The organism is Brevibacillus sp. BC25 (assembly GCF_000282075.1).
Classification (GTDB): Bacteria; Bacillota; Bacilli; order Brevibacillales; family Brevibacillaceae; genus Brevibacillus.
Map to the genome: position 1 here is coordinate 55,932 of NZ_AKIX01000124.1, position 23,866 is coordinate 79,797.

Annotated in this window: 13 protein-coding genes; all 13 read left to right on the plus strand. The window is 46.8% G+C overall.

Annotated elements, in window-relative coordinates:
- Nucleotides 1–48: 48 nt before the first annotated feature.
- Complete coding sequence (locus PMI05_RS27080) at nucleotides 49–2,073, plus strand: condensation domain-containing protein (protein WP_039961483.1); 2,025 nt, start codon at nucleotides 49–51, stop codon at nucleotides 2,071–2,073.
- Nucleotides 2,074–2,091: 18 nt separating this feature from the next.
- The gene (locus tag PMI05_RS27085; protein ID WP_039961485.1) at nucleotides 2,092–10,854 is read left to right on the plus strand and encodes a non-ribosomal peptide synthetase; all 8,763 of its coding nucleotides are present in this window, start codon (nucleotides 2,092–2,094) and stop codon (nucleotides 10,852–10,854) included.
- A 75-nt stretch (nucleotides 10,855–10,929) separates the two neighbouring features.
- Nucleotides 10,930–11,829, plus strand: a complete 900-nt coding sequence (locus PMI05_RS27090; RefSeq protein ID WP_007728847.1) for a kinase — start codon at nucleotides 10,930–10,932, stop codon at nucleotides 11,827–11,829.
- A 91-nt stretch (nucleotides 11,830–11,920) separates the two neighbouring features.
- On the plus strand, nucleotides 11,921–13,192 hold the full coding sequence (locus PMI05_RS27095) for an MFS transporter (protein ID WP_007728849.1): 1,272 nt from the start codon (nucleotides 11,921–11,923) through the stop codon (nucleotides 13,190–13,192).
- 52 nt (nucleotides 13,193–13,244) lie between these two features.
- A complete protein-coding gene (locus PMI05_RS27100) occupies nucleotides 13,245–14,771 on the plus strand; it encodes an argininosuccinate lyase (RefSeq protein WP_007728851.1) in 1,527 nt (508 codons plus the stop codon).
- A complete protein-coding gene (locus PMI05_RS27105; RefSeq protein ID WP_007728854.1) occupies nucleotides 14,761–15,813 on the plus strand; it encodes a PLP-dependent cysteine synthase family protein in 1,053 nt (350 codons plus the stop codon). Before PMI05_RS27100 ends, PMI05_RS27105 begins: the two co-directional genes overlap by 11 nt.
- The gene (locus tag PMI05_RS27110; protein WP_007728856.1) at nucleotides 15,788–17,044 is read left to right on the plus strand and encodes an ATP-grasp domain-containing protein; all 1,257 of its coding nucleotides are present in this window, start codon (nucleotides 15,788–15,790) and stop codon (nucleotides 17,042–17,044) included. Before PMI05_RS27105 ends, PMI05_RS27110 begins: the two co-directional genes overlap by 26 nt.
- The gene (gene ltaE / locus PMI05_RS27115) at nucleotides 17,041–18,096 is read left to right on the plus strand and encodes a low-specificity L-threonine aldolase (RefSeq protein WP_007728858.1); all 1,056 of its coding nucleotides are present in this window, start codon (nucleotides 17,041–17,043) and stop codon (nucleotides 18,094–18,096) included. The genes PMI05_RS27110 and ltaE overlap by 4 nt, the downstream gene beginning before the upstream one ends.
- Nucleotides 18,097–18,298: 202 nt before the next feature.
- The gene (locus PMI05_RS27120; RefSeq protein WP_007728860.1) at nucleotides 18,299–20,044 is read left to right on the plus strand and encodes a peptide-binding protein; all 1,746 of its coding nucleotides are present in this window, start codon (nucleotides 18,299–18,301) and stop codon (nucleotides 20,042–20,044) included.
- An 85-nt stretch (nucleotides 20,045–20,129) separates the two neighbouring features.
- Entirely contained in the window at nucleotides 20,130–21,101 is a 972-nt protein-coding gene (locus tag PMI05_RS27125; protein ID WP_007728862.1) for an ABC transporter permease, read from the plus strand.
- Nucleotides 21,098–22,078, plus strand: coding sequence for an ABC transporter permease (locus tag PMI05_RS27130; RefSeq protein WP_007728864.1), 981 nt, complete (start codon nucleotides 21,098–21,100; stop codon nucleotides 22,076–22,078). Before PMI05_RS27125 ends, PMI05_RS27130 begins: the two co-directional genes overlap by 4 nt.
- A complete protein-coding gene (locus tag PMI05_RS27135) occupies nucleotides 22,054–23,100 on the plus strand; it encodes an ABC transporter ATP-binding protein (protein ID WP_007728865.1) in 1,047 nt (348 codons plus the stop codon). Before PMI05_RS27130 ends, PMI05_RS27135 begins: the two co-directional genes overlap by 25 nt.
- Nucleotides 23,097–23,866: ABC transporter ATP-binding protein (locus PMI05_RS27140; RefSeq protein ID WP_007728866.1), on the plus strand; the 770-nt coding region annotated here is incomplete at its 3' end. The genes PMI05_RS27135 and PMI05_RS27140, both read left to right, overlap by 4 nt.

Here is a 23,866-nt window from a genome sequence, read left to right on the forward strand (position 1 = left end):
GAGCCGCATGCCCAACCATTACGCAGTTGCGTATCGGGGAGACTACGAATGATGGATAAAACTTTTGTCAAAACCATCCCTCTGTCTGAGGCTCAAAAAGATTACTATCTACACTATTTGGTTTATCCAATGAGTCCATATTATCAGGAGCAGTATTTGTTCCAATTCGAAAGTAGATTGGATGTATCGGTTACGATCCGTGCTCTTTACGAGATTGTGAAACGCCACGAAATCTATCGATCCATATTTGTTTTGGAAGACGAGCCCATCCAAAAAGTATATAGCGAGCCCGTAGTGGATTTTGAACATGTGTCTTCCGCTACCTGGGACGACACGATGATTAGAGAATATTTCAATCAAGAGTTCAGCAAGCCTTTTACGCTGGAAGAGGGGCCGTTATTCAGTTGCAGATTGCTGGATTATAAAGATAGTGGCAGTATTTTAAGTTTCAAGTATCACCATATCTGCTTTGATGGGTGGAGTGTCTCGCTCACGCTCGATGAATTTACGATGATCTACCAGCTACTGATAACCGGCAATGATCACGAGTTGCAACCTCAAATACACCAGTACGCAGACTTTGTGGAGTGGGAACAGAATTACATAGCCAGCCAAGAAGGCGAAGCTGCGAGAGCTTTTTGGAAAAAGAAATTGGGCGGAACTCTTGAGAGGTTAGAAGTACCGGTAGATAAAAAACGTCCGAGTACCCCTTCGTTTAAAGGGGGGATATCATTCTTTACGTTTACCCGCGAACTCCGGGATGAGTTGATTGCGTATCATAAACAAAACAAATATCCTACGGATGTCATTTATTTATCCCTTTTTAGTGCTTTTCTTTATCGGATAGCTGGGCAAGACGACATCATTGTTGGCGTACCGAGATACGGCAGGCCAAAAAGAGAGTTTCATACGATCATGGGACCGTGTATGGTGATGCTTCCCCTGCGAATCAAAATTCCAAAAAACAGCTCGCTACGTGAGTTAGCAAAGCAGATTCATGAAGAATTGTCTTTATGTTCACAGTATCAAAACTATCCAATCTCTTTGATTGCAGCTGAATTGCAATATGACCGCGATAAAAAATATGCTTCCTTTTTTTCAACGGCTTTCGTCCATCAAAAAGCGATTAAGCAAGATGCAGCCATTATGCTAGGCAATGCGCAAAATACTTTTGATAGCAATGGTCTTACCGTAAGCACCTATCCGATTGGCAAAGATGTATCCCAGTATGATTTATGTTTGGTCGTTGAAAAGGACAGCCATCATGACATATTGGCAGGCTTCGAATACAATTCGGATATTTTGGATGAAGAAACCATTGCGAAATGGGTTGCCGACTTTGAACGCACCAGTCTTTATCTTTTGAAAAATGATTGTGAAAGCATCCCTGCACATGCAGACAAGCCCAACGATTGGATGAAAAGCCTTGCCAATTTGCCTTCCCTCAAGATATTGCCGGAGGACGACATCCCGCCCTCTACCGACTCAATAAAGTTCGAGCAAGAGACGTTTGAATGGGCATGCTTGCAGGAGAATGGGATATCTCAACTAGTTGAAGTATGGGATACCTCTTCCTATGTGATATTCATGACCGCATTTCTCGTACTTTTGTATGCAGAAACCGAGAAGGAGGATTTGGCTTTGGCATTTCGTGCGGGGTGGGACGAGAGCGAGGATGTCCCAAGCGCCTTGCTTTTACGAGCTGATCTGTCAGGCAATCCGCTACTTGGCGATTTGGTTTTGCAAGTACAAAGCAAGTTAAAAGAAGCCCATTATCATCAAGTGTCCTTTCCTAAACCTCACGAGCCTCAACTCTTATTTGAAATGAGTGAGAACGATCCCTCCACGATTGATTTTCAATTCCGCATCCATGAATCTAACGACCACATAAATGGCGCCATTACCTATCATGCGAATGTATTCAAGAGGGAGACGGTGCAACGGATCTGCACCCAATATGAATACTTGTTGGAAAGTGTGACAGCCGAGCCCCATCAAAGAATCCGCGAGATAGTCAGTCATCTGAACAGCCAATTTCTGACCAGTGATGATTTTGAACAATTATTTCTGTAGCGAAAGGGGTGCACTGGCTTGAAGCATTTAACAAAAGAGAACGTACTAGAAGTCATAGAGCTTTCCATGGTGCAAAAGCAATTATTACGCCCTGACAAGATGACAACGATGCGCTATCTCATCGAGCAGCGACTCGAACTGGAACGCGTTCAAGAAACGTGGAAGGAATTGGTCAGCCAGACGCCAGTGATGCGAACGGTTTTCCGCCAGCTCAAAAATAAACATGTACAAGTCGTATTGAAGGAGCTACCCATTCCCATCGACTGGCACGATGTACGGGAATTATCTCCTGAACAGCAAGAGCAAGTGTATCTCTCTACGCTTACATCCCATCAGGAGCCCATTCTGTATGAGGAGGGGCCATTAATCCGGGTATCGATTTTGCAGATGGACGCCAATCAATCCGTCCTCATCTGGACCCATCATGCATTATGTATGGACGATGCCAGTCGCGAGTTTCTTGTAGCGGAATGGCTGAAACGGGTACGGGGTACGCAACCATCTGTTGACCAGCGGGCCTCATTCAAAGAGTACGTTGCTTGGGAGTCAAGCCAAGATGGCTCCAGAGTCAAAAGCTTTTGGACAGATCAATTCCAAGGCTATGAAAGCGAGTCTGTGTTTTATCCGGTACAGGGGGCACAGAAGGAAGCAAGTCATCCGCTCAGTTGCAACGCTGTTCTTACCGAAGTGTTAACCACGTCCATCAAAAGGATGGCATTCGAGCAACGTGTATCCATAGAGGCAATCTTTCAGGCTGCTTGGTTCTTGCTGGAGAATATGTACAGTGGCGAGGACAAGCTGGTCATTGGTGTTACCGTCTCTGGCAGACCCGAAACATGGAAAGAGGCGAATACCATTATTGGGCCATTGGCTCACAGCTTACCTGTCTTCCTGACAGTGCATGCGAATCAAAAAGTGGGTGATGTCGTAAAGGAAGTTCAGGAAAGCTGGGAACAACTGCAGCAACATGAAATGGCCACACTAGATATGGTCCGTAACTATGCAGGTGTCCGAGAAGCTGATCCTATATTTGGAACGACACTGACGATACGGAATGGTGCAGAAGATCATCAGGAATCTGCCATGCTTTATCGCGGCGGCCTCCACACAGTGGAGATAGTCGTAACGGTTGGGCAGCTCATGAAGATTCAATTGTTCCATGAGAATGCGTCCTCCAAGGGCGATCTGGAACGTCTCCAGTCCCATTACATTCATATGCTCGAGCAGATTTGCTCAGAGGCAGACAGGAACATCAGTGATCTGAACATCGTAACGGATGAAGAACAACAGATCATGACAAAGGTGATGGGGAATTTTGCGAAGTCGAATCGCAGCATGGAGCAATTTGCCCAGCAAATCATAGAAGAGCAGGTCAGGCACAATCCTGACGCTATTGCTGCTATCGATCGGAAGCAATCCATCACCTACGGGGAATTGAATGAGGATTCGAACCGATTGGCGCATTGGCTCCGAAGACAAGGATTTGGCCAAAATGATCTTGCTTGCCTATTTGCAGAGAGAAGCATCGACATGCTGATTGGCATTCTGGCTGTGCTGAAAGCAGGAGGGGCTTATGTTCCGCTTGATACAGCCCATCCCGATCAACGTCTCCTGACGATTCTGGATAACAGCAAGGCGAAGGTCTTACTGACCGAGGCGCGTTTCCAAGCGCGCAGCATGATCTTGGCAGACAGATTGGAACACAAGCCAGTCGTGTTTTGCCTGAATAAAGGGGACGGGTCAAGCCCGGACATTTCTTCTTTGCAAGCATTGGATACATCGAATCCAGAGATCATCCAAGCACATGATGATTTGGCAAACGTCTTTTTTACCTCAGGCTCCACTGGTATGCCAAAAGGGGCAATGATCGAGCATAGCGGCATGCTGAATCATCTTTACGCCAAAATGGATGTCCTTGGACTGAATGAAGACAGCATTGTCGTCCAGAATGCTTCCCATTGCTTTGATATATCGGTGTGGCAATTCCTGGCTCCCTTGATGGCAGGGGGGAAGCTTGTGATTTACGACAACGAGACGGCTACTGATCCGGATGCATTGCTCCAAGCCTTGAATCGAGACGGTGTCACCGTGCTTCAGATGGTACCTGCGATGATAGAAGCTTTGCACAATGCTGCACTGACTCTTCCACCGGAACAGCATGCTTTGCCTCAATTGCAATACATGATTTCTACCGGAGAGGGATTGCCAGTAACACTGTGCAAAAAGTGGCAAGACCTGTATCCCGATGTGATCGTAGTGAACACGTATGGAGCTACGGAGTGCTCAGATGATACGATGCATGAAATCATCGATCGTTCGTATGCGCATGATGATTATCCTTATGTGGCCTTGGGAAGCTCGATCGCCAATATGAAGCACTATGTACTGGACAAATGGATGCGTCCCGTTCCGGTTGGTTGTGTCGGGGAAATCTACATTTCTGGCACTGGAGTAGGGCGCGGGTATCTCCATGATGCTGAACGCACAGAGCTAGCCTATTCAGAAAATCCATTTTTGCAGGGTAGAACAGTGCGGTTGTATAAAACAGGAGATTTGGGACGTTATTTGCCAAATGGGAGACTCATATTTGTTACGCGTGCTGATTTTCAGGTAAAAGTACGCGGACATCGTATAGAGCTCGGCGAGATAGAAAATGCCCTTTTACGTCACACGCTGGTGAGACAGTGTGTAGCGATTGCACGAGAAGATGAAAATGGGCAGAATCGAATCATATGCTATGTGGTCATGCATGAACAGCAGAGTGAACCTGAGCTTCAAGCCTATCTCAGAACGATCCTGCCGGAGTATATGATTCCGGAGCGAATCGTCATTCTGGATGCAATGCCACTGAATCGCAACGGAAAAGTAGACAAAAAAGCATTGCCAGAGACAGACGTGATTCAAAAGAAGCCAGAAGCATTCGTCGCTCCGCGCAATGATCTGGAACGAAGCTTGGCAGCTATCTGGCGTACCGTGCTAAACATAGAGGACATTGGGATCGACGATGACTTTTTCCAGCTTGGCGGGCACTCCATGAAAACCATTCAGGTTCGCTTGCGCATGAAAAGAGAGATGGGCATAGAAGTTACCATCAAGGACTTATTCGAGAATCGAACCATTCGGGCGTTATCCTCCCTGTTTCATACCGAGGAAGCGCTGTCCACAGGAGAGCTCCATACACAACATGATCGATCATCGATTCCAAGGGCAACAGAGCAAGCGTATTACCCGGTGTCACATGCGCAGAGGAGATTGTTTTTCATTCAGCAGCTAGAGCCTGAGAACACCGCTTATAATATGCCGACGATCTACCATATCACGGGTCCGTTGAATGAGCGTATTCTGCATCAGGCATTCGGGTTGCTGGTGAAAAGACATGAAGTGTTGCGAACAAAATTTTTGTTAAGAGACGGACGCCCCGTTCAACAGGTGCTGCCGAGCAATGACTTCACCTATGCATTTGTCGATCTTTCCAAGGAGTCAGAAGCGTCGAAGCAAGAAACGATTGATCTGATTATCCAAAAAGAGACGGAAACTAGCTTTGATTTTGACAGGGATACATTGTTTCGTGTGAAGTTATGCAAGGCTGCGGAAGAAAAATACGTATTGTTAATGAACATGCATCACATGATCAGTGATCAATGGTCATGGGGGATATTGATGAAGGATTTGGGCACCATCTACGAATCCTTGCATCAAGGGATAGAGCCAGTATTGCCGGAATTGAGCATCCAGTACAAAGATTACGCAGTCTGGCAAAATCATTCGATTCATCATGGAGAGCTTGGTGAATCAGAAGCGTATTGGCTGAAGACATTCGAAAAAGAGATTCCCGTGCTGGACTTGCCGACAGATTTCCAGCGCCAGCCTGTACAAACGTATTTTTCGGCAATGGAATCATATCCGATTTCGGAAAAAACGTTTAGCCGCATGAGAGAGATTGCGCAACAGCATGATGCATCCATGTTTATGGTGATTTTATCAACGATAGGCATTTGGCTGTCCAAGCTGACCAATCAACAAGATATCATCATCGGAACTCCGGAGGCTGGCCGGAATCACATGGATATTGAACAGGTCATTGGATTTTTTATTAACACACTCCCTTTGAGACTGAAAATCAATCAGGAGCATACCTTCATCGAGGCGTTGCACGTTTGGCGCCAGCAAGCACTAGAGTCTTACATGCATCATGAGTATCCATTCGATAAATTGGTAGAGAAAATTAACCCGGAAAGAGATGTAAGCCGCAATCCTATTTTTTCTTTCATGTTCCAATATATTGAAAAAACGGAAGAGGAAAATAAAATAAACGGCTTGGAAATGACAGCTGTTGAATCCTATAATTCCATGACGAATTTTGATTTATCGCTCGTATGCATGGATTTAGAAAATGGAGCGAGTTTAACTGTCGAATATCGCACGGATTTATTTAAGCCAGAAACGGTTCAACGGATGCTCAGATATTTGGGCAACATTATCGAACAGGTAGCCAATCAACCAGATATTCATTTCAAACATATTGAACTATTGTCAGTGGAAGAAAAACAGGCAATGATCTCTGCCTATAAGGAAGTTTCTTTTACCAATGGGGATGAGTATAAAACAATCATTGAGCTATTCGAGGAGCAAACGGAGAGAACCCCGGATCGAATTGCTCTCGCTTTTGAAGAGCAAGAACTGTCTTATTCAGAACTGAATAAACGGGTGAATCAGTTGGCGCGTACATTGGTAGCTGAGGGCGTCCGTGCAAATCAATTGGTAGGGATCATCGCAGAACGGTCCATAGAGATGATTGTTGGCGTATTGGCGATTGTGAAAGCGGGTGGAGCCTACGTCCCTATTGACCCTGATTATCCAGAAGAGCGCATAGGGTACATGCTGGAACATTCGGGAGCAGAAGTTTTGTTGTTGCATCAGTCGGTACGCAATAAAGTGAATGCTAACAAAAAAATGATCATGCTTGATGATGTTGAGTCCTATCATCAGGAGAACACGAATTTGGGGTTACCTGTTCAGTTTGATCAACTTGCTTATGTGATTTATACATCAGGCACTACGGGAACGCCAAAGGGAGTCATGATTGAACACCGACAGCTTCATTCGCTTGCGCAGGCATGGAAACAAGAATACAAGCTGGATGAATTCCCCGTCAGGAGTTTGCAATGGGCAAGTTTTTCTTTTGATGTGTTTACTGGGGATTATATTAGATGTCTGTTATACGGTGGGAAACTGGTTATTTGTCCAAAAGATGCGAGAGTGGATTTGGAGCGCCTATACCACCTGATGGACAAGCATGAGATTAATCTGTTTGAATCGACTCCCGTCCTGGTGCTTCCTTTCATGGACTATCTCTATGAAAATGGGCTCAACATAGACTTCTTGAAAATATTGATTCTTGGCTCGGATCAATGCCCGTTACATGCCTTTCACAAGCTTGTCGATCGATACGGAAGCTCAATGAGAATCTTAAACAGCTATGGAGTGACGGAGGCAACCGTTGATTCCTCCTATTATGAAAGAGATAAACAGCAAGATTACAAATTTTTGCCGATTGGCAAGCCTTTGCCAGGGGTGAAGATGTACATTCTGGACGCCAATCTCCATGTGCAGCCTGTGGGTGTCCCAGGAGAACTGTATATTGGAGGCCTCGGAGTAGGAAAAGGATATTTCAAACGGCCAGATTTGACGAATGAAAAATTCGTTCCTAATCCGTTTTGTATCGGCGAAAACATGTATAAGACAGGGGATATGGCACGTTGGCTCCCCAGCGGAGATATTGAATTTTTAAGGCGATTGGATAATCAGGTGAAAATACGTGGGAATCGTATCGAATTGGAAGAAATCGAAGCGGAATTACGAAAAGTGGGCGATATTCGCGACGCGGTCGTTATCGCAAGAGCGGATGAATCCGGTCAAAAAAGGCTGGTTGCATTCTATGTAGCTGCAAATGCTGTGGAATCGAACGTATTGAGAGAGTCGTTGCGAAAATCGTTACCAGCATTTATGGTCCCATCCCATTTTGTTCAGCTCGATGAAATACCAGTAACGCCGAATGGAAAGATTGATCGAAAAGCGCTAGTGGATATCAACATCGTCTTGCAGAGTGAAATGGAATATGTGGAGCCGAAAACGGACACCGAGAAGATATTGGTGACTGTGTGGCAAGATGTTTTGCATGAAAAAAAGATTGGGACTTTGGATCATTTCTTTGAACTTGGTGGCGACTCTATCAAATCCATTCAAGTATCATCACAATTAGCAGCTTTGGGATACAAGATGGAAATTCGGGATCTTTTCAAATATCCAACGATCGCAGAACTGAGTACAAAACTGAAACCGATGAATAGGAAAATTGATCAGAAGGATATTGAAGGCGTTGCACCGCTGACCCCGATTCAGCATTGGTTGATTCAGGAACATAGTCAGCATCTCCATCACTATAACCAATCTTTTGTGTTGTACCGCAAAGAGCGGTTTGACGAGGGGATGGTTCGTAAAGTCATCGATAAGCTCGTACAGCACCATGATGCGCTGCGAATGATTTTCCGCGAGACCAATATCGGCTATGAAGCCTATAATCGAGGCGTCAACACTAGCGACATGTATCGTCTGGAGATTTGGGACTATCAAAACAAGAATGGGTCTGAGATCGAACAAGCGATGGACTTGAAATGCAGTGAAATTCAATCGAGGCTAAACATTTTTGATGGCCCATTAATGAGGCTGGGGTTACTCCAATGCTCGGATGGCGATCACTTGCTTATTGCTGTTCACCATTTAGTCGTAGATGGGGTATCATGGCGCATTTTAATCGATGATTTCAAAACAGCTTATGGGCAGCTCCTCCGTAACGAAGAGATTCGTTTGCCTTTAAAAAGTGATTCTTTCCAATTATGGGCGCAACAATTGAACGAGTATGCCAATAGCGAAAGACTCGAACAAGAGCGTGAATATTGGAATCGAATCGAGGAGAGGGACACGCAAACGTTGCCAACGGATTACGATGAGCAAAAACCGCTTCGGAAAACAACCAGGACGAAAACGGTCACGATGGATCAGGAACAAACCGAGGAATTGCTAAAACAAGCCAATCGTGCCTATCAGACGGAAATCGATGAACTATTGTTGGCTGCTATTGGAATGGCCTTCAAAAAATGGGCAAATATCGATCGCGTCACCTTGAATATGGAAGGGCATGGCAGGGAATCGATTCTACCAGATCTGAATATTAACCGCACAGTGGGATGGTTCACGAGTGAATATCCAGTAATGGTAGACGTCGGGAACGAAATGAATCCGTCAGCTATCATTCCTAAAATCAAAAAAGATGTACGACGAATACCGCATAAAGGGATTCACTACGGTGTATTGAAATATTTGTCTGCAAAATCGCCAAACACCACCATGAATGTACAGCCAGAGGTCAGTTTTAATTATTTGGGACAATTTGATATGGATCGAAAAGAAAAGGATGACGACATTCAATTGTCCGCATTCTCAGGCGGAGAATCAATGAGTCTGGAGCAGACCCGAGAATGCAAGATTGATATTGAGTGCGTAGTGTTGAATGGAAGCTTTCACTTTATGGTCGCTTACAGCGAGGCACAGTATAGAACAGAAACCATCGAACGACTTACTGCATGCCTCCAGGATAGTCTAAGGGAAGTCATCCAACACTGCATGATGAAATCGCGCAACAGTCCTGACCACGAAATCGCTGGAGAATGGGTAGATTTCGAGGCAGTGGTAGACGGATTTTTCGACGCTTCTACGATGAATGATATTCCTGGCGCAATTGCGGTGGTAGTCCAACACGGTGAAGTGAAAGTAAAGAAAGCTTACGGTTACGCCAATCTATCAGAGAAAGTGCCTATGAGTGCAGATGAAACGATAGTCAAGGTAGGTTCGATTTCCAAACTCGTAACGGTCTCTGCCATTATGAAGCTCGTGGAGCAAGGTCTGATTGGATGGAACGAGGATGTTCAGCAATACCTCGATATTGAAATACCGAGAAGTGTTGAAGGACCACTAACGGTAGAACATTTACTCAGCTACACAACAGGGTTTGACTCGCCAGACGCGGGAAATGATCAAAGCTATAATTTTGGCGGGCGTGACTCCCTAACGTTACAGGAGTATATTCATCGCTATATGCCAACCGTGATTTACAAACCTGGCGAACAATATGGGAATGAGAATTTTGCTTTTATGCTTGCGGGTTATCTTGTGGAAAGAGTTACGGGCGTTTCCTTTGATCGCTATGCAAGTGAGCATTTCTTTGCGCCTCTCAAAATGACAAACAGCAGTTTTCTACTACAACCAGAATTAGAGGCGAAAATGGCCACAGGCTATGATCTGGAAAATCAGGCCGTGCAAAAGTACGATTTCAGCCCTGCAATCTCACCAGACGGCAGCATGCTCTCCACGGGGCACGATATCGCAACATTCATGCTGGCTCTCTTAAGTGGAGGCGTTGATAGCAAAAAAACAATTTTAGAAGCGGATTCGATAGACAAGATGTTCTCCAGTAAATCAGTCCCTTATCCAAAAGGAACATATACAGGGTATGGATTTACGGTAAAATTCCACCCAGAATACGTACATGAGAATGTTTTGGCGAAGGCAGGAGAGGTCATCGGCTTTAACTCATTTATGTGGTTCCTGCCAGAAAAACAAACGGGGGTCTTTGTTAGTACAAACAAAAGTCAATTCAACAAAATTGAATTTTTCGATTACTTCATGAAGTGCTATCGTCCTGCGGAAGCGATCATCATGTAAATCATGTGCTTCCCTGTAGTCAAGCTGTATAGGGGAATCAGCACCAAATCATATTCGTGTAAACGGGGGGCCACTATGAGCATGATAAAGACTAGTTCCATTAGTCGTTTTCCTAATACGAATGACGTAGGAATCGGTGTATCTGTTGGTACTTTTGGGGAACTTCTGCAGGGGATTCTAGAGGAAAATAATCTGGATTTTCTGGTGACCTTGCCTATCAAAAATGCATCTTACGCTACTTTTTATTCGATTCCAACCCTACAGGAGATCGTCATCGTGCCACGCTCCAAGCAAAAATCAAAAAGGTTGGTCGAAAAAATCATTCAGCACTATGGATTGCCGCCAGGTGGAATTTTAGAGATCAACTCTGAGCTTCCGGTTGGGAAAGGCTTGGCAAGCTCATCAGCAGATTTGGTGGCTGCCTCCAGAGCGGTTGGGGATTGTTTCCATATAAACATTGAGCCTTCCTTACTAGAGTGGTTTTTGTCGAGTATTGAGCCGACGGATGGCGTTATGTATGAGGGTTCTGTTTCTTACTACCATAAAGAAGTCAGATTGCGAGAATACATCGGGGAACTGCCAGCATTATGCATTTTAAGTATTGATGAGGGAGGAACCATCGATACCGTTGAGTTTAATAAGCGAACAAAGCCCTATACCCAAGAAGAAAAGATGGAGTACAGCTTGTTGTTGCAAAAAATCACGAAAGCGATCAGAGAAAGAGATGTCCACACGATAGGTGCCGTGTCTTCCCGAAGTGCGATCTTGAATCAAAAAATTCTGCCCAAAAAATTATTGCCGGAAGTCATGGAGATCAACGAGAAAATTGGAGGGTTAGGTACTGTTGTGGCACATAGTGGGACCAGCCTCGGTATTTTATTGTTGAAAGAAGAGCCTGACTTCTATCAAAAGCTGGAACTGGGGTATAGATGGTTAAGTGAATTGAATAAAGAAGTGCATGTGTACCACACGTAGAGGAGCAGATCCAAGAGATGGCTTCTGGCATGCTCGGAAGTCATCTTCCCCAAAAAATTGATTTCGTTCGTATTGGGAGTGGATTATCGAGATGGAACAGCCAGTAAGCGTTAATGAAAAGGTATCTTTTCGGGCGTTGCTGAGCTTGAAAAGTTATCGCTATTTAATTTTTTCGCAATTTGTCTCGAATATGGGAGATGGAGTGTATCGATTAGCGCTTATTTGGCTAATGAAGGTTTTGACGGAAAGTCCTTTGTTAATGTCGATTTTATTGGCAGCGGAGACCATTCCATTGATCATATTCGGATTGTTCGCGGGCGTTTTTGTTGATCGAGGAAATAAAAAGAGGATCATGGTCGTTTCGCATTTATTGAGAGCTGCGCTCATTTTATGCATCGTCCTGTTGTTCTTGTTTAACATGCTGCATCCTGCTGCACTGATCATCATTGCCGTTTTGCTGACTACAGTCAGTGCCTTCTTCAGGCCAGCACTCACGGTAGCGATACGGACACTGGTTCCCGAACAACATATGACACAAGCCCAAAGTTTATCGCAGATGATTCAAACGATTGTCAGCTTGGCGGCTCCGGCATTGGCAGCGGGGTTGATCGCGTTTGGAATGGAATATGCTTTTATTTTGAATGTCGTCACCTATTTGTTAGGTGCACTGATTATTTTATGGATAAACGAGAAGGAGCTTGTCCTATCTACTGTCAGTGAGTTTACAGCAAGGATGATCATGACGGATTTGAAGGATGGAATCCATGCGATTACGAAGCATGATTTTTTGCGAAACTGCATGATTTATTTTACCATCCTCAATTTTTTGACGGCTCCAGAAGCGATCTTGCTGCCACTGGTCGTTACCAATGTTACCGAATTGGCCATGCTCGAGATCAGCTTTTTTATCGGGATTTTGCTTGGGTCTCTATGTATTAATTATTTGAATCGATATGATGCGATTATTTACATTTGCTGTGGCATTAGTCTGTTCAGTATCGGAATCGGAATGTTTGCGTTTGGCATTCCACTTGTTTGGCAAGTCATATGTGTATTCGTGAATGGGATAGGATCGGCATTCGTCAATATCAAAATGAGTACGTTGATCACCTTGATGGTGCCTAAAGAAGTTTTGGGAAGAGCATCGAGCTTGATCAGTGTAATAGTTCAGTGCGCCATGCCAGTCTCCGTCTTCCTGGTAGGTCTGACTACAGGTCTTGTTTCCATATTTACGATATTTGGAATCATTGGCGGAGCGGGACTTCTCATTGTGGTTCTCATGTTGATGAATCCACACTTGAGAATGAAAAAAGAACATCACTACGATTATGCGGAACAGAAATCAGGGGGTATCTCTCTTTAGTGCAACTCCTGGTTGGATCGTTACTCAGTCGGAAGCGAGGTGTATTTTTTGCATGAGTGTAAATTTAACGGGCAGAATTGCTTCGACACCAAGCCGCCTCTTGCATGATGAAGTATTGGAACCACAGTTCAAATATGAAGTCGATCATTTGTTGCCTGGGTATATTCAGATTGAATTCGCCATGCTTTTGGAATATGTCAGAATGGGCTTGATTACACGACAAGATGCTTTGCTAATCGCAAAGGCACTCCAGGGGGCTACACCAGAAACAATAGCTCCTGACCCTGGACGGAACATGTCTGATATCTCTTTTGCCCTCGAGCGTTATATTGAAGGTTTGCTCCCGAGGCCGGTACCGTGTTGGCATATGGATCGCAGCCGCAATGATGTCCAAGCGTGCGCCCAAGTGATGTTTGGTCGTGCGCAATGGCTGGAGACGATGGGGGAATTGGGGCAGCTTATTCAATCGATGCATACACTGGCTGTTCAATATCGTTCTGTCCCCATGCCAGGATATACTCACTATCAATCCGCACAAATTATTACCCCTGGGTTCTATCTTTCCTCTATGAACGGTGAATTTTTGCAAGCCATGAATCGATGGATACAAATCTATGACGACATGAATCAGTGCCCGCTTGGGGCAGGGGCCATGGCTGGGGTAGAACTGCCGTGGGACCGTCAACGGTTGTCCAAGCTGCTTGGGTTCCGACAGCCTCGAATGAGTGCGTTGTCGGCAGTCGCGTCTCGGGAGTGGGTTTTGAGAATGGCAGGAGAGCTGTCCAACTTCTCGGTATTGGTCTCCCGATTTACAACGGATTTGATTCAATGGGGCAGCAGTGAAATGAACTTCCTCCAATTGCCGGATGAGCTATCCGGAATATCTTCTGCCATGCCACAGAAAAGAAACTTCCCGATCCTGGAGCGTATCCGGGGGAAGAGTGCGCATCTATCCGGATTTTATATGGATATGGTGCTAGGTCAGCGCAATACAGCCTTCACGAATTTGGTAGAGACGTCCAAAGAGGCAGGTACTCATCTTCTGACGTTGTTTCAACAAACCAAAACGTTGCTGCGTCTGTTAAAAGCGGTTATCGATCATTTGCAATTCAATGAGGATCGTTTGCTCCATATATGTAAACGGGACTTCTTTGGAGGATTTACTCTTGCGAATTTGCTGACGTTGGAGCATGAGATTCCGTATCGTACAGCCCAGGTAATCGCAGGCAGATACATCGTTAGCGCGCTGGAAGACGGTGTATCGCCGGAGCCGGGAGATCCACGGCTACTCTATGAAGTTTGCGCGGAAGCAGGCTTTCAAGTACCGGATACGGCTGCGCTCCTCGCTGCTTCCTTCGATGTGCAGGGGGGCTTGTACGCGAAGAAATCAACGGGCTCCACGAACCCCGAGGAAGTACAGCAGATGCTGACAGCACAGAGGGAGCATGCAGAGAAGCTACAGCGGGAGTGGCAAGATCGACAAGAGCAATTGCAGGCGATCGAAGAAAGGCGGGAGAGGGTAATGAAGAGGATTCTTTCTGGCAAGCAAGGGAAGGACGTGAGCGTAGATGCGCTATGAACAGTTGGCAGATACAATCGGGGATACCCCTCTGGTCAAGCTGAGACTTGATGAAAAGGCAGTGGGTTCCGTATTTGCAAAGCTCGAGTTAATGAATCCGTTCGGTATGAAGGATCGTGTAGCCAAGCAATCGGTCTTGGCAGCGATACAGTCAGGAGAACTTCAGGAGGGCATGCCGATTATCGAGAGCTCGTCAGGAACGTTGGCTTGCGGCTTGGCCTTGGTTGGGCGCCAGTTGGGGCACGACGTACACATCGTGACTGATCCGAGAATTGACCCGATTACCTATGCCAAGTTGACCTCGCTTGGCTGCCATGTTCACGTGGTTTCACAGATGGGCAAACAAGGGTGGCAAAGCGCCAGACTGGAAAGACTCCAAGAATTAATGAAGGAGTATCCAGGAGCGTTCTGGCCTCGACAATACGATAATCCGGAAAATCCGCGTGCATATGCTGCGCTGGCATCCGAGTTGATGCAAGACCTCGAACGAATTGACGTGCTTGTTGGTGCAGTCGGCAGTGGGGGTTCCTTGTCCGGGACCGCCAGAGAACTGAAACGTCATTATAAGGATCTTCGCGTCGTGGCGGTTGATGCAGCGGGGAGTGTGATATTCGGACAGCCCGATCAGCCTACGCGTCTACAAGGTGGCTTGGGAAACAGTTTGATCGCCAAGAATGTAGATTTTTCCATGATCGATGAAGTGCATTGGTTGAACGATGCTGAGGCATTTGCGGCTACGCTACGATTGGCCCGAAATGAGCATATTTTTGCTGGCAACAGCTCGGGTTCCGTGTACGCCGTAGCCAACTGGTTAGCGAGCCAAGTCGGGAGTGAGTGCAATATCGTGGCCATATTGCCGGATCGAGGGGATCGTTATGTCGATACGATCTATAGCCACTCCTACCGAGAGAGCAAGGGTCTGATGCAAACGAACCTGCGCGACACGCCACAATGTGTGGAACCAAAGACAGTCGTGACTAGCTGGTCCTATTCCAAATTGATGGGGATGTATCCGAATGAACAAACACTTTCTGTTCGTTGAAGCAAATACGACGGGGACAGGTTTGCTCGCTATTAAAAAGGCGCGCGAATTGGGGTTTACGCCCGTATTTTTCACAGAGAAGCCCGAACGTTACCACGGTTTGAATGAGTTGGAATGTCACGTAGTCGTGACAGATACGAAGTCACAAGCAGAGCTGACTGACAGTGTAGCACAAGTGATTAAGGAAGGCAGAGAGATAGCCGGAATCATGTCGACAAGCGACTATTATCTCGAATCGGTAGCCAAGTTGGCCCGGAAATTCGGTTGGACTGGCAATTCTCTGGAGGCGATTGAGGCTTGCCGTAATAAAGCGATATTTCGCGAGAGGCTTCAGGTTCATCAAGTGACTCAGCCTGAATTTGTGGCAATAGGCTCTCTGGAGGCGTTAATCGAAGCGCGGTCTTCCATTTCTCTGCCCTGCGTGGTAAAGCCCGCTGACGATAGTGGGTCGAATAACGTGCGGCTGTGCTTTAGCTGGGATGAAGTGGAGCATATGGCAGCGGAAATCCTTGCGATCAAGCACAATGCGCGCGGCCAGGAAACAGCTCGGACAGTTCTTCTCGAGCAGTATGTCGAGGGCCCTGAATTTAGCGTGGAGACGTTCTCGTGGCAAGGGCAATGCTTTGTCATCGGCATTACCCAGAAACGGTTAACAGGATATCCATTTTTCGTGGAAGCAGGGCATATTTTCCCTGCACCGCTGTCGACAGAAGAGAAACAGGAGATCGAGCGAACAGTGGAAAGGGCGTTAGCGGCGGTGAACTACCAGTTCGGTGCTGCCCATACAGAAGTGAAGTGGACATCAGCAGGTTGTGTTGTCATTGAAGTCAACGCAAGGCTTGCGGGTGGAATGATTCCAGAGCTGGTTCGCCGGTCAACAGGGATTGATCTGCTTTTGCAACAGATTCGGTGTGCGGCTGGACTTGCGCCAGAATTGTCTCAAACCATCGAAGAGCAATGCTATGCAGGCATTCATTTTCTCGTGTCTGAGAGTCAGGGAACATTTAGTGGGATGCATGGAATGGATACCGTTCGCAACCTGCCAGGGATAGCTGAAGTGGCCGTTCATGCAAAAATCGGTCAAAGCGTCCAGCCTCCGCAAAATTTCTCGCATCGTCTCGGCTATGTCATCGTGGAAGGCAAGCATTACAGCGAGACCGCTGAGCTGATCCAGCAGGTGAAAGACAGCCTGAAAGTACAAGTAGGTCAGCAATTGGAGAGTGGGGTATGAAACCGTTGATCGAATTGAGAAGCGATACATTCACTTTGCCGACAAGTCAGATGATGGATGCAATTCAAGAGGCGGTACTCGGTGACGATGTGTATGGGGAAGATCCTACGGTTCGCCAATTGGAGCAAGAAGCGGCCCAGAAGCTGGGCAAAGAGGCAGCCATTCTCATGCCGAGTGGAACGATGGCTAATCTGGCATCCTTAATGGCGCATTGTCCTCGAGGTTCCAAAGTCATTGTAGGCAATGAGACCGACATTTACATCTATGAAGCGGGTGGAGCGGCTGTATGTGGCGGCATTATGTACGAACCGATTCCGACGCAGCCAGATGGAAGGTTGGACATTGCTGATATGGAGCGGGTATTTCCGTTGGAGCCAGAAGATCCACAATTCGCATTGCCTTCCCTGATCTGCTTGGAAAACCCGCATAACCGGATGGGGGGACGTGTCCTACCGCTGTCTTATTTGGAAGAGGTTCGCGCATTTGCAAATGAAAAGGCTGTACCTGTTCATATGGATGGTGCACGTTTGTTCAATGCGGCAGTTGCTCTTGACGTGGATGTGGCTGAGATTGCGCGTTATGCGGATTCCGTGCAAATATGTCTGTCGAAAGGGTTGTCAGCACCGATTGGTTCCCTTGTCGTCGGATCAGAAGACTTTATTCAGAAAGTGTATCGTCTTCGCAAAATGCTGGGTGGTGGTATGCGCCAGGCAGGAATTATTGCAGCGCCAGGCCTGGTTGCCTTGCAGCAAATGACGGATCGATTGGCAGTCGACCACGCAAATGCTCTTCGCTTGGCACGGGGTCTTTCGGAGATTCCAGGAATCGTGACTCATGTGGAGGATGTAGAGACCAATATTGTGTTCTTCCGGATTGAACACCCAGTCCATACGTGGCAGACCTTCATAGAAGCAGCGCAAGCCCATGGGCTGCGCGTAGCTGAGCTCGGTCACGGCAGAATACGAGCGGTGACTCATTCCGGTATTGAGACAGCGGATATCGACAAGGCGCTAAGCATTGTACGTGAACTGTTGCAGTTCCAAACTGTGTAGAGCAGACATGCCCCCTTCATAAGAAGGGGGATTTATTATTAAGGTTTATAAAAGAATATAAAATCATCTGATTTTTTTAAATATTTTAAAGGGAAAATATTTTCAAATAACAGAAAATTATTTAATATGAATAAGACAGGCCTTGGGATGTATTACCCATTATGGGAAAGGCTTGAAAACATGTGAAAGAGGGGGAAATGATTTGAAAAAAGGGAAAGGTTGGTTGAAGCCGTTGGCGTTGCTCTCTTTAACCGGCGCGCTGTTGGTCGGTTGCTCAAGCGGGAACAATGCTTCGCCAGGAACTGCAACACCAGCACCAACAAAAAAACCGGTGGAGCAGGTTGCTCCTCAGGCGACCAGTACGGATGATGAGAAACCAATAGACGGTGGAACGTTTACGCATTCTACGACGTCTGACATCGTCACGATCAATCCGATTTTTGGAAACGACACAGCATCCGGCGACGTGATGGAGTACACACAGGCGTATTTGTACAATCGGAACCCGTCTTTTGATTTAGCAGTTTACCCTTGGTCTCTTGCAGCTGAGTTACCGAAAATAAGCGAAGATGGCCTCACCTATACAATCAAGATGAAGAATAATGCGAAATGGTCCGATGGAACGCCAATCACGGCTGACGACTTGATTTACACCATTAATGCCATCAAAACTCCTGAGACTGGATCACCAGAAATTACGAAATACGACAAAGTTAAAGAGATGAAAAAACTGGATGATTACACCGTAGAAATCAAATTGACTCAATTGTACGCTCCGTTTGCTTTTGGATTAATGCAAAAGTTGGCACCAGCCCACGTGTTGAAAGACGTACCGTTTAAAGAATTGCAAGCACATGCTTACGGAAAAGATCCAGCCAAGACACCAACTTCCGGACCGTACAAATGGTCAGAGTGGAAACAAAAGGAATTCCATGTGCTAGATGCTAACCCAGATTACTGGGGTGAAAAGAAGCCGCATATCCAAAAGGTTGTGTACAAAATCTATGCGGATCAAAACACACAAGTACAGGCTCTGATGAAAGGCGACGTTGATTTTGTAGGTTCCATTCCTGTCACGCAGCTCGAAGCGGTGAAGGCGAAAGGAAGCATCAACATTTCGACGGAGCCAGGCCCTAGCTATGAATACTTTGCTTTCAACTTTGACAAGAAGAACTTCCCGAACAATTACGGGTTGTTTGAAGGTCAAAAAACGCGTCAGGCCATCGCTCACGCAATCAATCGTCAAGGTATTATCGACAATATCTTGAAAGGAACCGGAAAAATTATGGATGCACCGTTCCTGCCAGGTACATGGGCAGACCCGGGCGATGCAGCAGTCCATTACGAATATAGTGCAGAGAAAGCAAAACAATTGCTGAAAGAAGACGGATGGGTAGCCGGGGCAGATGGAATTCTTGCCAAAGACGGCAATCGTTTCTCCTTTGAATTCATTTTCAACTCGGGGAACAGCCGTCGTGAACAGGCAGCAGTCGTTATTCAGCAAAACCTGAAAGAGATCGGAATTGAAGCGAAGCCAAAAGCATTAGACTTCTCGGCCCTTGTCGATCAGTATGCCAACCCTGGTAAATTCCAGGTTCTGTTACTCGGATGGCAATTGTCTGATCCAGATCCGGATGGCATTTCTACTTTCGGGAAAAAGGCATTCCCGCCTGGCAACAACGCTGGCTGGTACGACAATCCGAAGCTGGATGCGCTCTGGGAAAAAGCTGTATCTACGGTAAAACAAGAGGAACGCGCAGCGATCTATAAAGAAGTCGGAAAAGAAATCTCGACGAACCTGCCATACGTATTCATGTATCAGTATGGAACGCCACGAGGCATGACTTCACGCGTGAAGTACAAAGATGAGTTCAAGCCGGTATCTATGATTCCTTACGGGGAGACTTTTGGTTTCCTGAACTGGTGGATCGATGATACAAAAAAATAAGCTTAGCTAGTAGCGGTTAGCAATAGGAAAAGGGGGAGGGCAGCCTTATGTCCCTTCCCCTTTCAAACGAAAGGAGGATGCTGGATTGACTGAATATTTGGTACGCCGCGTACTACAAGCTGTGCTTGTCTTATTTTTGATCACAGTGGTTTCGTTCGGACTTATGCATGCAGCACCCGGAGGACCGCTAAAAGTCATGCTCGCACCGGGAATGTCCCCAGAAGCACAACTCATCCAGATGAAAAATATGGGGTTGGATCAGCCAGTCTATATTCAATACATGAAATGGGTCGGTAATTTACTGCAAGGAGATTTGGGCCATACCTTTAAAAATAACGTTCCTGTTGGTGATATTTTGTGGCCGACGGTCTGGAATACGTTTGTGCTCATGTCTGTAGCGTGGGGGCTTTCCATGCTGATCGCTATTCCGTGGGGGATCTACAACAGCACAAAGCAATACGGTCTGTCTGACCAGATCGCCTCCATCGTTGCCTATCTCGGATTCGCGATGCCGACCTTCTGGTTTGGGATTATGCTACAGCAGTATTTTGCGATGCAGTTGAATCTCCTCCCATTATCCGACATGTACACGATGGGGAAAGAGGGACAAGTAAGCGACCTCATTTTGCACTTGATTCTACCTGTTACGGTGTTAACGTTGGTGAACATTGCAGCCTATGTCAAATATACGCGTGCCAGTATGCTGGAGGTTTTGGAGCAGGACTATATTCGGACGGCACGTGCCAAAGGGATGAAGGAAAGACGCGTGATTTTCCGCCATGCTCTGCGGAACGCATTGATCCCTGTCGTAACGATCATCGGATTGGATTTGCCGACGCTGGTAGCAGGTGCAGCATTGACAGAGAGTGTATTTAACTGGCCAGGCATGGGGCGTCTGTTTGTGGAAATGGCTGTAGCACGTGAGTATTCTGTGTTGATGTCGATCACGTTGCTGATTTCACTGATGGTGATTATCGGAAACCTGCTAGCCGATTTAATCTACGCACTGGTTGATCCACGAGTGCAGCTTGGACGCAAAGGAGGCAGGGCAGCATGAGTCAAGTACAGCTTCAAGATGACACTGTTGTTGAAACGAATCGACCGAGTGGACAGCTTCCGACAAATCCTGTTGGCGAAAAGCCTCCTGGGCTATGGAAAACCGCAGGCAAAAAATTCATGCGCAATCCGTATGCCGTTGGTGGCTTGATCGTGCTCCTACTTTTTATTGGGATCGCTGTGTTTGCCGATTGGGTTGCACCGCATGATCCGGCAAAGGTTGATTTTATGATTACCAACCTGCCTCCTGGAACAGAAGGACATATGCTCGGAACAGACGAGCTCGGTCGTGATATCTTGTCCCGCCTCATTCATAGCAGTCGGGTGTCTATGCTGGTCGGCTTCAGCGTTGCTTTTGCTGCGGTCGTCATCGGGACGCTAATTGGAGCGATTTCTGGTTACTTTGGCGGCTGGGTTGATACCTGCTTCATGCGTCTCGTGGACGTGATGAACTCCATTCCGAGTCTGTTCTTTAACATTCTGGTTCTGGCGCTCTTCGGAGCGGAATTTGTCTACATGATCCTGATTTTGTCGCTGACGAGCTGGACAAGTGTCGCACGTCTGGTGCGCGGGCAGTTCTTACAGCTACGGGAAATGCAGTATGTGGAAGCGGCGAGAGCGATCGGCGTTTCGCACTGGGGCATTATTACGCGTCACCTGATACGCAATGCAATGGCTCCGATTATTGTGTACGCGACTCTCATGGTTGGTTCGGCCATTCTATCAGAGTCAGGTCTCTCTTATTTAGGCTTGGGGATTCAACCACCTGAAACAAGCTGGGGATTAATGCTGAGTAAGGCACAGGAATTCATGCTGGTCGACCCTTTGCAAGCACTTTATCCTGGTCTTTGTATTTTGCTCGTGGTGCTAGCGGTAAACTTCGTCGGAGACGGTATCCGTGATGCATTCGACCCACGGAAGAAAAAGAAGAACCCGAAAAGGAGGCTGAACAAGTGGAACGCAACATCCTCGAAATAAAAAATTTGACCACTTGCTTCTTTACGGATGACGGCACGGTCAAGGCCACGGATCGAGTGAGTATCAACGTTGGCAAAGGACAGACGGTGTGCTTGGTAGGGGAATCCGGCAGCGGGAAGAGTGTGACGTCACTTGCAGTCATGCGACTGATTGATTATGCGGGCGGATTTATTCAGAGTGGGAACGTCATGTTTCACGGTCAGGATCTGGCGGCAAAAGACTTGGATGAAATGATGCACGTTCGCGGAAACAAAATCGCGATGATCTTCCAAGACCCGATGTCGGCTCTCAATCCGGTATTTACGGTAGGCGACCAAATTGCGGAGAGCTTGATGCTGCATCAAAATATGAGCCAGGGAGATGCTTTCAAAAAAGCGATCGAGATGCTTCGTCTGGTTGGGATCCCGGCACCGGAAGTACGAGTGAAACAGTACCCGCACGAAATGTCTGGAGGGATGTGCCAGCGTGTTGTCATCGCGATGGCCTTAGCTTGCAACCCGGAAATGCTGATAGCAGACGAGCCAACTACTGCTCTTGATGTTACGGTTCAGGCGCAAATTTTGGAGTTGCTCAGACGGCTGCAAAAGGAATTGGGTATGTCGATTTTGCTGATCACCCATGACATGGGAGTAGCAGCGGAGATGGCGGATCGTATCGCGGTGATGTATGCAGGAACGATTGTGGAGGAAGGAACGGTCGAACGGATATTTGACGAGCCCCGGCATCCTTACACAATTGGCTTGCTGCAGTCCATTCCCGGATTTGAAGGGGAGCGCGGCGGAGAATTGTACACCATCCAAGGCACCATCCCGAGCATTACCCAATTGCCGACGGGCTGCCGTTTTCACCCGCGTTGTCCGCATGCGATTGACAAATGCCGAAAAGAGGAACCTATTTTGCGCGAGGTTGTTATGGGACAACAAGTGGCTTGCTGGTTGAATGAAGATGTCAGCAATCAATTCAGAATAAATCAGCGTGCCAATTCAGTCGCTGGAAGCAAAGCAGAGGTGAACCGCCAATGAACCAGGAATATTTGATCGAAGCAAAACAAATCAAAAAGTATTTTCCGATTAAGGCTGGCTTGTTGAGCCGTGTCATCGGTCAAGTAAAGGCCGTAGATGATGTATCTTTCGGAATTCGGCCAGGGGAGACATTCGGGCTCGTAGGAGAATCTGGTTGCGGGAAGTCGACGCTGGGGCGTGTTGTACTGAATTTGCAAGGGGCGACGAGCGGAGAAGTGCTGTTTGACGGAACCAATATCCATCAGGTGAATAGACAAGAGAATTTGAAGCTGAGACGGGATATGCAGATTATCTTTCAAGACCCGTTTGGTTCATTGAATCCACGATTTTTGGTAAGCGATATTATTGGAGAGCCGTTACGGGTTCATCTACGTGCATCTGCAAAGGAAATGGATGAGCGGGTAGTCGAGCTGATGAGTCTGGTGGGACTCGATCCTTCGAGGCGAAATCGGTATCCGCATGAGTTTTCCGGCGGACAGCGGCAACGGATCGGTATTGCGCGGTCGATTGCACTCTCGCCACGGTTTATTGTGGCGGATGAAGCTGTTTCTGCGCTGGATGTGTCCGTACAGTCACAGGTTTTGAACCTGATGATGAAATTACAAAAAGAGATGGGGCTGACCTATCTATTTATCGCGCATGGCCTGAATGTGGTACGCCATATTTCTGATCGGGTAGGCGTGATGTACTTGGGGAAAATGGTGGAGATTGCACGAACGGATGACTTGTTTGCACAGCCACTGCATCCGTATACGGCGGCATTGTT

Bases quoted from the DNA above. Each gene is read 5' to 3' on its own strand.
- PMI05_RS27110 (WP_007728856.1), top strand. From the start codon at position 15,788: ATGAACAAACACTTTCTGTTCGTTGAAGCAAATACGACGGGGACAGGT.
- ltaE (WP_007728858.1), top strand. From the start codon at position 17,041: ATGAAACCGTTGATCGAATTGAGAAGCGATACATTCACTTTGCCGACA.
- PMI05_RS27090 (WP_007728847.1), top strand. From the start codon at position 10,930: ATGAGCATGATAAAGACTAGTTCCATTAGTCGTTTTCCTAATACGAAT.
- PMI05_RS27095 (WP_007728849.1), top strand. From the start codon at position 11,921: ATGGAACAGCCAGTAAGCGTTAATGAAAAGGTATCTTTTCGGGCGTTG.
- PMI05_RS27080 (WP_039961483.1), top strand. From the start codon at position 49: ATGATGGATAAAACTTTTGTCAAAACCATCCCTCTGTCTGAGGCTCAA.
- PMI05_RS27105 (WP_007728854.1), top strand. From the start codon at position 14,761: ATGCGCTATGAACAGTTGGCAGATACAATCGGGGATACCCCTCTGGTC.
- PMI05_RS27130 (WP_007728864.1), top strand. From the start codon at position 21,098: ATGAGTCAAGTACAGCTTCAAGATGACACTGTTGTTGAAACGAATCGA.
- PMI05_RS27100 (WP_007728851.1), top strand. From the start codon at position 13,245: ATGAGTGTAAATTTAACGGGCAGAATTGCTTCGACACCAAGCCGCCTC.